This window comes from Acetobacter cibinongensis, from assembly GCF_000963925.1.
GTDB lineage: Bacteria > Pseudomonadota > Alphaproteobacteria > Acetobacterales > Acetobacteraceae > Acetobacter > Acetobacter cibinongensis.
This window is the reverse complement of record NZ_BAMV01000008.1, coordinates 239,855-252,068: the sequence shown is the minus strand read 5'-3', so window position 1 is coordinate 252,068 and position 12,214 is coordinate 239,855. Positions and strand designations below refer to the sequence as shown.

Below are 12,214 nucleotides of genomic sequence, written 5' to 3'. Positions count from 1 at the left end.
CTGGCTCTGGCTCTGGCTCTGGCTCTGGCTCTGGGATGTGTTCGATGGGTGCCGGGGCGGCAAGCTCTTTTTCCGCCTGCGGCTCTCTTTTTTCTTCCACGTGCTCAGTTTGCTGAGCAGCCTCCTCCGCGAGTTCCTGCTCAGCATCTGGCACCGTGTGCTGGTGCGTTTCTACCGCTGGTTCAGGCTGTGTCGGCTCCGCGTCTGGCTGAGGCACGGCTGCAGGGTGTGGCTCTGGTTGCGCCACATCAGGCTGGGGCGGTGTCTGCCCTGTAGGCAGGTGCGCGGGGGCGTCCGTTATGGAAGCGGGTGCCGGGGGCTGGGGGGCCGGTGCATGAATGTGCCACTTGGTACCACATGCGGAACATTTGAGTGTCTGCCGTTTGGCAAGCAACGCTTCAGGAACCTGATAGCTAACACCACATGATGGGCAAACAATTCTCATCAAGCACTCTCTTAAACATCACGCCCGTCAGCGCCCGACAGACTATCTGTATCTGGCCTTAACGCACTTACGTTCCACAAGGCCGGAGCTTCTTTTTTACAAGAGGCCCTTTACTACGCCATGCAAGTTTTACCACAAACCGGAAGAATTACACCTCTCACCATTGAATGCGGCTTATTATCGACAGCGCCCCGCGCTCTCCGCTACACTCGGGGCATGTTTTACACTGTGCCCTACCTGCGCGTTGTGCCTGCCCTGGCTGGACCTTCAGCATGATCCGTTTGAAAAATGTCTTCTGGCAACGTGCGCGCAAGCAGGAAAAACCTGTTCTGTCTGACCTGAGCTTCAGCGTACCGCAGGGCGGATTCCGCTGGTTGCTGGGGCCATCTGGCGCAGGCAAAACCAGTTTGCTCAACCTCCTTCACATTGAAAGCCTGCCCGCGCGGGGTGATTTGGAAATTCTGGGCAAACCCGTCTCTGCTGACACGCCACGCGCCACACTTGTGCGCCTGCGGCAACGAATCGGTATGGTGCATCAGAACTACCGGCTGATGCCTGGTTTGTCTGTTGTGGATAACGTGGCCCTCCCCCTCCGCCTGCAACACCGGCCAGAAGACGAGATTCATGATGAAGTCCATGCCATCCTGAAATGGGTGGGACTGGGCGAGCGGATTGGTGTTCCTGCCGCCAACCTTTCGGGCGGCGAGCAGCAGCGCACCGCCATTGCCCGCGCCATTGTCCACCGCCCGGGCCTTATATTGGCTGACGAACCGACCAATGCGCTGGAAGAGCCTCAGGCTCACAAGCTGCTCGATCTGTTTGATGAGCTCAGCACAATGGGCACGACGGTTCTGGTCGCAACCCATAACGAGGCCCTGATCCGTCGCTTGCCTCGTCCGTCCTTGTATCTGGAACGTGGCCGCCTTGTGCGGGAGGGAGAATAATACCATGGCCCTCCCTTTTTCAGGCCGTAAGGATGGCCTGTCCCTCTCGGAAGCATTGCCAGACAGAAGCCTGTTCATCCTTGTCGCCATGATGAGCTTTCTTGCCGCTCTGACCCTGACGGGGGCTACTGGCGCACGGGCGCTATCCGCCCGCTGGTCCGGCGGGGCCGCGCAGCTCCTGACCATTCAGGTTACCGCGCCAGACCATGTTCCTGACGGGGCCGGAAGCACCAAGAACGCGACACAGAAAACCCGTGCTGACCTTGTGGTTGACGCTCTGGCAGCGCTCCCCCCCGGTACGCAGGTACACCGCCTGAACAAGGAAGAACTGGCACATCTCCTCGCCCCGTGGCTGGGCGATGCAAACAACAGCGCCCTCCCTCTTCCTGCCGTTATAGAAGTGCGCCTGCCTGCTGGCACGGATAGTCCGCCCACCCTTGAGCAGACCCTCAATGCACAAGTGCCGGGCACAGTCGTGGAACATAACGCGGAGTGGAGCAGCCGCCTGCGTGCTCTCGCTGACAGCCTGCTCGCCTGCGCCGCACTGGCTCTGGCCGCCGTGGGCGGAATTGCCGCCCTGATTACTGCTCTGGCAACGCGCTCTGGCCTGTCCAGCCGCCGGGACATCATCAGAATTCTGCATGGGCTGGGTGCCACAGACAGTTATATCGCCGGGCGCTTTGCCAGCCGCACAGGAGCACTAGCTTTTGGGGGCGGCCTATTGGGTACAGTACTGGCAATGGCTCCACTGGCATTACTGTTCAGAATGGCAGCGCCTTTTGCGGCTACTTCTTTACAGACAGCCACTGCCGCCATGCCAAGCTGGGATACCCTCCCACGCCTTTTGCCAACAGACCTGCTAATAGGCCTTGCGGGGCTGCCTGTTGTGGCCGCTTTTATTGGTTGGTTTACCACGCAGGTTATGGTGCGCCTGTGGCTTCGTGGAATGCCATGAACACGCATCGCCGCGCCTTGAAACCTCAGCAAAAAAAACAAAAGCCGCGCCTGCTACGCATGGCCCTCGCTCTTATACGGCTAACCGGCTTAGGGTTTGTCTGCCTGTTTTTGGCATTCTGCTGGTTTGTTTATGACGCCCTACAGCCCAGCCCTCAGCGGCTTCCACCACACACGGATGGCATTGTGGCCCTGACGGGCGGACAAGGCCGCATCGAGACGTCACTCAAACTGCTTGCCAGAAACAGCGGCAACAAACTTCTTATCTCAGGGGTGGACCCGCAAACCGGCAGCAAAGACCTGCTGCCCCCTATGCCAGAGGCACTCAGGCAGCGCATTACGCTTGGCTACCAGGCACGCTCCACCATTGAAAATGCGGCTGAGACTGCGGCCTGGGTTGCTGACAACCACATTTACAGCCTGACTGTCGTGACAGCAGGCTATCATATGCGGCGCGCTATGCTGGAGCTGAGCCGCACTCTACCGGGTGTGACCCTTTATTCCTATGCCGTTAAACCCCCCGCACTTGAGCACCCATTCAAGACGGAAACCCTGCGCTTGCTGAGCACGGAATATGTTAAATGGCTGGGTGCTCTGGCCGGGTTTGTGCACAACCCGTCCCACGGATAAACTGCTTTCAGGCTCCAGCTTTCAGCAGGGCTGCGTGATGGCGTATGTGCTCTGCGGCAAAACTTTGTACAAACCAGTATGAGTGGTCGTAACCCTGCTGCTCACGCAAAATCAGGCTTTGCCCCGCTTTCTCTGCCGCTGACCGCAGATGCCACGGCTGAAGTTCACGCTCCAGAAATTTATCGGCCATGCCTTGATCCACCAGAATGGGATTAGGGTGACGGTAACCGTCTTCAAGCAGGCAGACTGCATCATGAGCGCGCCATGCCTGCCGGTCTGGCCCAAGGTAGCCTGTAAAGGCCTTCTGCCCCCACGGCACAACAGACGGATGACAAATGGGCGCAAAGGCAGAAACAGAGCGCCACATCTGTGGCGCACGCAACCCATGTACCAAAGCACCATGTCCGCCCATGGAATGGCCCATTATACCCCGGCGTGTGCCATCAAGAGGGAAATGGGCTTCCGTCAACGCTGGCAGTTCCTGCGTGATATAGCGCCCCATACGATAATGCTGGCTCCATGGCTCCTGCGTTGCATCAAGGTAAAAACCTGCACCTACCCCAAAATCCCAGTCATCTGCCTCGCCGGGCACTCCCGCACCACGGGGGGATGTATCCGTTGCCACAAGGGCGACCCCCAAGCGGGCAGCTTCTTCAAGGGCATGCGCCTTGATGAAAAACGTTTCTTCGCTACAGGTCAGGCCAGCCAGAACATGCACAACTGGCACAGGGTTCTGGGCGCTGGCCTGCGGTGGCACAAACACAGCAAACCGGGCCGTCAGGCCTAACGCTTCAGACTGATGCTCATAAAACCCTACAGTACCCCCCGCGCACAGACTTTCTGAGCGCAGGGTTATTTTTGCAACTGTCATGACTACACTCTCCTCCCGGCACCAGTCGGCAGAATGTCACAGGCCGGTCTGGATACAACGCTTTTTTATCGGACCTTTTCACCAGAAAAGCCCTCATCCCCGATGATAACGCCATCAATGGATTGAGAAAAAACTGACCATCATGCATTATTGGCATACTTGGAATACGCAAATGGAAGATGTAGCGTATCAGCCAGAAAATCAGAGACGGGGCACCAAGCCCTGCCCGCTTTACCATCATTCTGGAAACTTCAGCAGCCCGTGGCTGTTAAGCCCTTTTCATCAACCGGAATGATACAGAATGGAGAATATGTGAATGATCGTTGACCAGAGGGTCGGCCTACGCATCATTGGCAAAGAGATCCTTGGCGTTATCCTGCTTATGGCTGCGTGGGATTTTGCCGTGGTTATTCTGTTTCAGGTTTTCCATCAGGAATGGATGGAACAGCCCAGCCTGCCAACCTCACTCATTGGCTCTGCTCTCGCACTGTTTATGGGCTTCCGGAGCAACAGCGCCTATGCCCGGTGGTGGGAAGCCCGCACATTGTGGGGCGCCATTACCAATAACTGCCGCTCGTTCGGGCGTCAGGTGGGAACCCTGCTGGGGGACCGCCCTGATCTTATGTACGGCATAGCAGCCTATCCCCATGCCCTGCGTGGAGCCTTGGGCAAAATTGATGCCTCTGAGGATGTCAAACGTCTGCTCCCGCCGGAAATGGCAGAGGCCATTGTTGGGTGGCGGAACCAGCCCAACGCCATTTTGTATCAGCTCGGCCTGGGTGTGAGCGAGGAAGTAGCCAAGAAAGGCATTGACGGCGCGGTTCATGGCCAGATCGACCGTATTCTGTCCGACCTTGCCAACGCTCAGGGCGGCCTTGAGCGTATTCGCAATACACCTCTCCCCATGCAGTTTTCCGCGCTCCCCAGAACTCTGGTCAACATTTTCTGCATCGTGCTGCCGCTGTCCATGGTGCAGACGCTGGAATGGATTACGCCGCTAGGGTCTTCGCTTGTAGGGCTTCTGTTCCTTGTGCTCGACAAAAGTGCGGATGACCTTCAGGAGCCGTTCTCCAACACGCCCCATGCCCTGCCCATGGCAACAATGGCCCGCACCATTGAAATTGATGTGGTCCAGCCAACCGGCACACAGTCTCCACCACCCCTGACCGCCGTAAAAGGTATTCAGGCCTAACGGAGTAACAGAGCCCGCAGGCCGCTTGCATGATGGAAGACAGGCCTGCGTTTTTGTGCTATAACCCTGTGTTATGAGCACATTCAGAACCACCCCTAAAGGCGGCGTGACAGATGCAATGGCACGCACAGCAGCAGCGGCTACCGCTGCACAGGCCAAAACAAAGGTCAAGGATGATGACCCCTTCCAGGAAGGTGACGCCATTGTTTATGCAGCCCACGGCGTAGGACGCGTTGACCGTATTGGTGTAGACGAAATTGCGGGCACCAAGCTGGAAGTCATCCAGATTTCCTTTCCCGGCAACCAGATGACCCTGCGCATCCCGCTGACCAAAGCCCGCAAGGCCGGTCTGCGGAAAATCGTCTCTCGCGAGATTGTCGATAAAGCCATGGCCATCATCAAAGGTAAGCCGCATGTCAGCAAAGGCATGTGGGCACGCCGGGCCGTTGCTTATCAGGAAAAGATCAACTCTGGTGATCTGGTCCAGATTGCTGAGGTCCTGCGTGATCTGCGCCGCAATGTGGACAGCCTGGATGGCAGCTTCAGTGAGCGCAAACTGTTTGAAGCCGCTCAGGAACGCTTTGTGGCCGAAGTTGCCGTTCTTGAGAAAAAAGAACCAACAGACGTCCTGACTGCCCTGACCGAGGTGATGAAGGCAGCCTAAAACTGCTTTACTGAACAGGTTATTAAAAAACCGGCACCCTGAATGGGGTGCCGGTTTTTTTATGACTTTGCCTTGCATGGAGCGTCTTTCCCGCTTTGCACAAGCAGGATACAGTCACCGCCATGACGCAAGATGCCCCAAACGTAACCACCCCGGACCCCACAACGCTTCGCCGCGCTCAGAGTGAAATTAAGGCCGGTAATTTTGCGTCTACGCTTGAGGCTCTCAACCTCTTTGCCCGCAGCAAAGACGAGCAGACCCAACTGCTCCTTGCTGCCTGTCTTGCAGGTACCGGCAAAGCCGAAAAAGCTGCAAAGATATTTTGTGCTGTTGCCGCAGCCAAACCTACGGAGCAACATCCGCTCCAGCCTTTTACAGACCTGCTGATTGAACTGGGCAAGCGGGAAGAAAGCCTGCCGGTATGCCGTGCCGCTATCGCTCTGACACCAGAAGACGCCAGAGTTTATGACATACTGGGCAGCATACTTGTACAAATGGGCGCGTTTGACGAAGGGGTTGATCTGCTCCGCCAGTCTGTCGCACTTCGACCAGACAACAGTTTTTCAGCCAATCTTCTGGCCATGGCCCTTTCCGAGCGCGGCGATACGGAAGAGTGCCTGGCCGTACTGGAAGCCACCCTCAACAAAAACCCTACGCACGCAGGCACCCTCTCCAACATGGGCTGTGCGCTTTCCGCTATGGGGAGGATGGAAGATGCCTTCAATTTCTACCGTAAGGCTATTTTCTATAATCCCACACATCCGCAGATCCGCCTTAACCATTCCATCTCCCTGCTTAAGGCCGGGCGTTACGCCCAGGGCTGGACCGAGCATGAATGGCGCCTGAAGCTACCGGGCCATAGTAACCTGCCCTCGGCAACACTCATGCCGTCTCTTGGGCCGGACAGTGATATTCGCGGCAAACGGGTGCTTATTACGCAGGAGGAAGGGTTAGGAGATACGCTGATGTATCTCCGTTATATTGAGCCTCTGGCCAAGCGGGGCGCCATACCGCACCTGTGGGTGCCCGATACATTGGGCGACCTCTGCCGCCGGGTGAATGGCGCTGCCATTGTGCAGGTTGGTGGTGATGTTCCGGAGTTTGACTGGCATTGCCCATTCATCAGCCTTCCCCGTGTATTTTCCGCCACTGACGATGCCATGGGCGCACCCGTCCCGTACCTGAAAGCCGATGCCGCGAAAATTCGGGAATTTGCAGCACTGGTCCCACACAACGGCAAGTTGAATGTCGGCCTGATTTGGGGAGGAGCACCCCGCCCCACATTGGTTGGTGCCTACATGACCGACCGCAGACGCTCCATGCCGTTGGAGACACTGGCACCACTGGCACAAGTGCAGGGCCTGAACCTGATAAGCCTGCAAAAAGGCCCCTACGCTGACCAACTACAGACCCCGCCGGACGGCATGACGATCTACGACCCAACAGACGAATTGCTGACAATGGATGACACGGCCGCCCTGCTGATGTCTCTGGATGTTCTGGTATCCGTTGATACCTCCTGCGTGCATCTGGCAGGCGCACTTGGCAAACCTGTTTTGCTGATGGACCGTTTTGATAATTGCTGGCGTTGGCTGCACAACACGCCAACCAGCCCCTGGTACCCTACCCTGCGTATTATTCGCCAGAGCAAACCGCGCGAATGGCATGATGTCCTTGAAACAGTCTGTGCGGGATTGCGGGATATGGCGCGTTACAAGGCCATACGGTCTGCAAAAGCGTAAAACTTGACCCTAAGCTCGGCGCGAGAGGGGGTTTGTCGTCTGTCTTTTTAGTGGCATTATCACTGCATAAACACGAAGAAGGCATACCATAATGAATGCACCCCTGACCGCTCAGCCTCATCGCCCCGTCATGCTCGTTATCCTGGACGGATTCGGATGGCGTGAAGACGATGCCGATAATGCGGTCCGCCTTGCCAAAACCCCAGTTTTTGACAGTCTGTGGCAAAACAGCCCCCGTAGCTTTCTACGCACCTGTGGTGCAGATGTCGGCCTTCCTGATGGTCAGATGGGCAACTCTGAAGTCGGGCACCTGAATATCGGTGCAGGCCGCGTTGTCATGCAGGAACTCCCCCGTATTTCTGCGGCCTTGGACGATGGCTCTGTTGCCCGCAGCCCGGTCATGACAGAGTTTCTGGCAACACTGAAAAAATCTGGCGGCACCTGCCACCTGATGGGCCTGGTTTCCCCCGGTGGCGTCCACGCACATCAGGACCACGCAGTTGCACTGGCAAAGCTTGTGACGCAGGCAGGTATTCCGGTTGCCTTCCATGTCTTTACTGACGGACGCGATACCGCACCGCGCTCTGCGCTGGATTATGTCGGGAAGCTGGAAGCTGCCCTTCCCTCCGGCGCAACGATTGCAACCGTTTCCGGCCGCTATTACGCCATGGACCGCGACAAACGCTGGGACCGTGTTGAAAAAAATTACAATGTGCTTGTGAGTGGTGAAGGCCCGGTCGCGGCCACGCCGCTGGATGTTGTAAAACAGGCTTACGCGGCTGATATTTCAGACGAATTCATCCTGCCTACCGTTATTGGCACCTATTCCGGCATGAAGGATGGGGACGCCATCCTGTCTTTCAATTTCCGTGCCGACCGTATCCGTCAGCTTCTGGATGCCTTGGTGGACCCAGCTTTTGACGGGTTTGCACGCAAAAAGATCGTGCAGTTCTCTGCTGTACTGGGCATGACGCATTACAGTGATGCTTTGGCCGAGCAGATTTCCATTCTCTTCCCTGCCGAAACTCTCACAAATATTCTGGGTGAAGTTGTCTCCCGCGCCGGGCGCACGCAATTACGCATGGCCGAGACAGAAAAATATCCGCACGTCACCTACTTCCTTAATGGTGGTCGGGAAATGTTGTTTGAAGGCGAAGATCGTATTCTGGTGCCTTCTCCCAAAGTTGCCACCTATGACCTGCAACCAGAAATGTCTGCGCCGGAACTGACAGACAAAGCGGTTGAAGCGATTGAAAGCGGGAAGTACGATCTTATCGTCCTGAACTTTGCCAACCCGGACATGGTGGGTCACACCGGCGTTCTGAAAGCCGCCATCAAAGCTGTTGAGACGGTTGATACTGGCGTAGGCCGTATTCTGGAGGCGCTCAAAAAACAGAATGGCGCTCTGCTGGTTACCGCAGACCACGGGAACTGCGAAACCATGAAAGACCCCGAAACCGGGGAAGCACACACGGCCCACACACTCAATGAGGTACCACTGGTAGCCTTCAATATTGGCACACAGACATTGCGCGATGGCCGTCTGGCAGATTTGGCCCCCACCTTGTTGGCTATGATGGGTGTTGCCAAACCGGATGACATGACTGGCCAATCCCTGTTATCGGACTAAATGCTTTCTTCCTCCCCCTTGCCGCGCTTTCCCCACATGCACCGCTATTACAGCGGCGCTGGCAAGGGGGCTTTCCGAACAGCCTTAGGCTGCATACTGCTTTGCTCTGCTGCACATTCTTACGCAGCAGAGCACAAAAATACGGGCGCTCATCACGCTGCGGCACACCACAGCAGCCAGAAAAGCGCCCCGGCACCCCACAAAACTTCTCCGTCCCGCAAATCTGCCTCTGGCGGCTCACATACCGCTGCCACACGCCCTTTGACCAAAGCGGAAGTGCAGGCAGAGCAATCCGTCAAGCAGGCGCGAGATGCGTTGCAAACTACGCAGACCCAAAGGGACGCCATAGCCAAACAGAAAGCGGCTCAGGCTGCGGCAGTTGAGGCTTCCCGCGCCAAGAGCAACGCAGCACAGGCTCTGGCTGTGCAAAGTGCTGCCAAAGCAACCGCGTTATCGGCCGCGACAGTGACCGCCACATCCCAACTGCAAACAACAGAGCAGCAGATTTCGGATCTGGATGGCCGCATTGCCACTATCCGGCAGGAGCAGGAAAAACTGCGCAGCGCTCTGGCGGAAGATGCAAAGGCCCTTGCGCCTGTTTTACCCCTTGCCGAGAGATTATCCCTCTACCCGTCAGATACACTGCTGGCGGCCCCGGTTCCGCAAGGTGAAGCTGTGACCGGCTTTCTTGTCCTGAAAGGGCTTTCAAGGGAGTTGGAACATCAGGCTGAAGACATGCGAACCCGGCAAACGCAACTGACAGCACTTGATGCAGAACTGACCAATCATCTCGCCCAGTTAGGCACCCTGCAACACAAACAAACCACGCAGCGCGATACGGTCCGCCAGCAGGCGCTTAAAGCAAAACAGGCGCAGCAGCAGGCTAACACAGCAGCCAAAGCCGCCGCACAACGCTTGGAAGACGCAACACGCAAGGCCTCCAGCTTACAAGATGCGGTTGCGCGGCTGGACGTCTTACAGGCCGATGCCGAGAGCGCTCTGCAAAAAGAACTCGCCTCTGCGGAGCGTGCCCACAAGGCCGCACGGGATGAAGCCGCCCGCAAACTGGCTGAGGAACGCGCGGCAGAGGCACGCCGCAAAATGGCTGCCCTGCAACGCTCTTCCGGCCCCGGCCTGAGCGAACATTCTACCGTACAACCGTCTAAAAAAACCACCACTTCCTCCACACCCGACACCAGCGCCTCGGTCGGCAGTGGGCCCAGTTCGGGCACGCGGCCTGTTGCAGGCCGTATTGTGGCAACGTGGGGTGCTGCAACCGAGACCGGCCCTTCAACCGGTATTACCTACAGCACCCCTTCAGGAGCGAGTGTTCGGACCCCGTGTTCCGGCAGGGTAGACTTTGCTGGTGCGTTCAGAACCTACGGCCAGATGGTTATTTTGAACTGTGGGCAGCACTACCGATTCATCATGGCAGGATTAGGCGGGCTGGATGTGGAAACGGGGCAAAGCCTGACAAAAGGCGCTCCCGTGGGGCATATGAGTGGGTCCGGCACCCTCTTCATTCAGCTTAGGCACGGGCAAAAGGTCATAAATCCAGCGCCTTTCCTCTAAGAAAAGCAGGCAGGCAGTTTTCCTGACACGAAGAAACAGCTAACCTTGCCCGCTACAAGGATACGACCCGCACGGGCACCGCCCGGCGACAGGAGACGAGAACGCATGAAGTTTCGCACAGGCCTGATGCTCGGTGCCACTTTTCTGGCAGGCTTTGCCGTAGCCTCCCACACTGGAGTGCTCCCGGGCTCCTCCATGCTGGTATCTTCTGCTTTGGCGGAAAAAGCCCCTGATGCCTCCCCCACCTCCAACCACGCGGAAACCTACCGCCTTCTCACCCTGTTTGGCACCGTGCTGGATCTGGTCCGGGCGGATTATGTTGAACCCGTTTCTGACAAGGACCTGATTACCAACGCGCTGAACGGCATGTTGACCGGCCTTGACCCTCATAGCTCGTACATGACTGAAAAACAGTACGAAGACATGATGACACAGATGAAAGGGGAATTCGGAGGGTTGGGGCTAGAGCTGCAACAGCAGGACGGCCATATCCGTGTTGTCTCCCCCGTTGATGGCACGCCGGGCTTCCGGGCGGGTATCAAGCCGGGTGATTACATCATTGCCGTTGACGGCCACCCCGTTGATGGCACGCCGCTGGATGAAGCCGTGAAGAAAATGCGCGGCAAACCCAACACCAAGATCACGCTGACGCTGGTGCGTGAAAAAACGCCCAAGCCGATTATCCTGACCCTGACGCGTGAGATCATTCATATCGAGGTCATCAAGTCTGCGCTGTATGACCGCGTTGGCTATATCCGTATTGCCCAGTTTAACGAAGAAACGGAAAAAGGCCTGCTCAAAGCCTATAACCAACTTAAACAGCAGGCTGGCGGCACGCTGGCAGGTCTGGTTCTTGACCTGCGGAGTGACCCTGGTGGCCTTCTAAATCAGGCTATTGAAGTCTCTTCCAACTTCATTCGTTCTGGTGAGATCGTCTCCACCCGCGCCCGCCACCCGAAAGATAGCCAGCGTTGGGATGCACACGGGACAGACATTACCAATGGCCTGCCCATTGTCGTGCTGATCAATGGTGGCTCCGCCTCCGCGTCCGAAATTGTGTCTGGCGCTTTACAGGACCATAAACGGGCTGTGCTGCTGGGCACCCGCTCCTTCGGCAAGGGGTCCGTACAGTCCATTATTCCTATCCCCGGCAATGGCGCTGTACGCCTGACCACCGCGCGTTATTATACGCCGTCTGGCCGCTCCATTCAGGCGCTGGGTATCACCCCTGATATTACGGTCAAGGAATCCCGTGAAGATCCGGGCTTCAGCCTGCATGAGGCTGACCTTGAACATATTCTGAAAAATCAGGGTGGAAACCAGACCAAGGCCACACCCCGCACGGATCTGCCCGCTATTGCCAAGGACATACCGAACGAGCCCCCGGCAAACTGGCCAGAATTTGACTATCTGAAGCCAAAAACAGACTTCCAGCTTCAGGAAGGCCTGCGGGTTGTCCGGTCAATGGCTGGACTGCCAGCGCTGGACCCGGCCGCGGCATTGCCACCAGCAAAGCCTGTGGACAAAAAAGGCGAGAGTAAAGCGCCGTCAAAATAACGCCGGTTGTAAG

General features: G+C 57.0%; 11 protein-coding genes. 9 read left to right on the top strand and 2 right to left on the bottom strand.

Features of this window, described 5'->3' with window-relative positions; genetic code table 11:
• A partial coding sequence (locus tag Abci_RS05605; protein ID WP_181015818.1) for a zinc-ribbon domain-containing protein occupies positions 1–445 on the bottom strand: 445 nt, incomplete at its 3' end.
• 272 nt (positions 446–717) lie between these two features.
• Here Abci_RS05605 and Abci_RS05600 point away from each other — a divergent pair.
• Genes Abci_RS05600 through Abci_RS05590 form a run of 3 tightly spaced genes read left to right on the top strand, consistent with a single transcriptional unit; the run spans position 718 to position 2,973 of the window.
• Positions 718–1,389: a cell division ATP-binding protein FtsE gene (locus Abci_RS05600; RefSeq protein ID WP_048838148.1), complete on the top strand. Its 672-nt coding sequence runs from the start codon at positions 718–720 to the stop codon at positions 1,387–1,389.
• A 4-nt stretch (positions 1,390–1,393) separates the two neighbouring features.
• The gene (locus tag Abci_RS05595) at positions 1,394–2,344 is read left to right on the top strand and encodes a cell division protein FtsX (RefSeq protein WP_048838147.1); all 951 of its coding nucleotides are present in this window, start codon (positions 1,394–1,396) and stop codon (positions 2,342–2,344) included.
• Between the two features lie 59 nt (positions 2,345–2,403).
• Positions 2,404–2,973 (top strand): YdcF family protein, encoded by a 570-nt coding sequence (locus Abci_RS05590; RefSeq protein ID WP_048838180.1) that lies wholly within the window; start codon positions 2,404–2,406, stop codon positions 2,971–2,973.
• Positions 2,974–2,980: 7 nt separating this feature from the next.
• Here Abci_RS05590 and fghA read toward each other — a convergent pair whose 3' ends face one another.
• The gene (gene fghA / locus Abci_RS05585) at positions 2,981–3,844 is read right to left on the bottom strand and encodes an S-formylglutathione hydrolase (RefSeq protein WP_048838146.1); all 864 of its coding nucleotides are present in this window, start codon (positions 3,842–3,844) and stop codon (positions 2,981–2,983) included.
• Positions 3,845–4,160: 316 nt separating this feature from the next.
• Between fghA and Abci_RS05580 the strand changes: the two genes are divergently transcribed.
• From Abci_RS05580 to Abci_RS05555, 6 genes are all read left to right on the top strand, one after another.
• Positions 4,161–5,036, top strand: a complete 876-nt coding sequence (locus Abci_RS05580) for a bestrophin family protein (RefSeq protein WP_048838145.1) — start codon at positions 4,161–4,163, stop codon at positions 5,034–5,036.
• A 73-nt stretch (positions 5,037–5,109) separates the two neighbouring features.
• Entirely contained in the window at positions 5,110–5,700 is a 591-nt protein-coding gene (locus tag Abci_RS05575; protein ID WP_048838144.1) for a CarD family transcriptional regulator, read from the top strand.
• A 122-nt stretch (positions 5,701–5,822) separates the two neighbouring features.
• Positions 5,823–7,442 carry a tetratricopeptide repeat protein gene (locus Abci_RS05570; RefSeq protein WP_048838143.1) on the top strand — a complete coding sequence of 540 codons (1,620 nt, stop codon included), beginning with the start codon at positions 5,823–5,825 and terminating at the stop codon, positions 7,440–7,442.
• 91 nt (positions 7,443–7,533) lie between these two features.
• Positions 7,534–9,072, top strand: a complete 1,539-nt coding sequence (gpmI, locus tag Abci_RS05565) for a 2,3-bisphosphoglycerate-independent phosphoglycerate mutase (RefSeq protein WP_048838142.1) — start codon at positions 7,534–7,536, stop codon at positions 9,070–9,072.
• Positions 9,073–10,644: a murein hydrolase activator EnvC family protein gene (locus Abci_RS05560; RefSeq protein ID WP_146806732.1), complete on the top strand. Its 1,572-nt coding sequence runs from the start codon at positions 9,073–9,075 to the stop codon at positions 10,642–10,644. It begins immediately after the preceding gene.
• A 105-nt stretch (positions 10,645–10,749) separates the two neighbouring features.
• Positions 10,750–12,201: a S41 family peptidase gene (locus Abci_RS05555; protein ID WP_048838141.1), complete on the top strand. Its 1,452-nt coding sequence runs from the start codon at positions 10,750–10,752 to the stop codon at positions 12,199–12,201.
• Positions 12,202–12,214 lie beyond the last annotated feature (13 nt).

Excerpts from the sequence above, each read along its gene's own strand:
- Abci_RS05595 (WP_048838147.1), top strand. The coding sequence starts at position 1,394 with ATGGCCCTCCCTTTTTCAGGCCGTAAGGATGGCCTGTCCCTCTCGGAA.
- Abci_RS05555 (WP_048838141.1), top strand. The coding sequence starts at position 10,750 with ATGAAGTTTCGCACAGGCCTGATGCTCGGTGCCACTTTTCTGGCAGGC.
- Abci_RS05560 (WP_146806732.1), top strand. The coding sequence starts at position 9,073 with ATGCTTTCTTCCTCCCCCTTGCCGCGCTTTCCCCACATGCACCGCTAT.
- Abci_RS05570 (WP_048838143.1), top strand. The coding sequence starts at position 5,823 with ATGACGCAAGATGCCCCAAACGTAACCACCCCGGACCCCACAACGCTT.
- Abci_RS05580 (WP_048838145.1), top strand. The coding sequence starts at position 4,161 with ATGATCGTTGACCAGAGGGTCGGCCTACGCATCATTGGCAAAGAGATC.
- Abci_RS05590 (WP_048838180.1), top strand. The coding sequence starts at position 2,404 with ATGGCCCTCGCTCTTATACGGCTAACCGGCTTAGGGTTTGTCTGCCTG.
- Abci_RS05600 (WP_048838148.1), top strand. The coding sequence starts at position 718 with ATGATCCGTTTGAAAAATGTCTTCTGGCAACGTGCGCGCAAGCAGGAA.
- Abci_RS05575 (WP_048838144.1), top strand. The coding sequence starts at position 5,110 with ATGAGCACATTCAGAACCACCCCTAAAGGCGGCGTGACAGATGCAATG.
- fghA (WP_048838146.1), bottom strand. The coding sequence starts at position 3,844 with ATGACAGTTGCAAAAATAACCCTGCGCTCAGAAAGTCTGTGCGCGGGG.
- gpmI (WP_048838142.1), top strand. The coding sequence starts at position 7,534 with ATGAATGCACCCCTGACCGCTCAGCCTCATCGCCCCGTCATGCTCGTT.